1 pseudogene is annotated in these 294 nt (G+C 64.6%); it reads right to left on the reverse strand.

Annotated features, from left to right (window positions below):
* Positions 1 to 225 (reverse strand): annotated as a pseudogene (locus SB753_RS36285) (peptidase M14); the annotation flags it as partial.
* Positions 226 to 294 lie beyond the last annotated feature (69 nt).

Genomic DNA, 294 nt, shown 5'->3' on the forward strand with positions numbered 1-294 from the left:
GGCCTGGCGCACCTTGCCTTGCGCTTCGGCGTCCTCCAGCCGTTCGACCTGGTAGCCGTCCGCTTCGAGCGCCTTGATCTGCGCATTGGTGGCGTGCGCGTCGACGCGATAGCCGCCGTGGACCTTCTCGATCGTATGGCGCGCGACCGTAACCTTATGCTTCGTCACGAGATCGGCCAATGCGGCCTGATCTTTTCCTGTGATGCGTGCGTGGTAGCGGGACATGTTCGTTCTCCGGTCAGACGGGCCGGTCCAGACGGTCCGGTCCTTCTAACCGAGAACGGCGGACGCGGC

The sequence above is a fragment of the Paraburkholderia sp. SIMBA_053 genome (genome assembly GCF_046534895.1).
Taxonomy (GTDB): Bacteria; Pseudomonadota; Gammaproteobacteria; order Burkholderiales; family Burkholderiaceae; genus Paraburkholderia; species Paraburkholderia caledonica.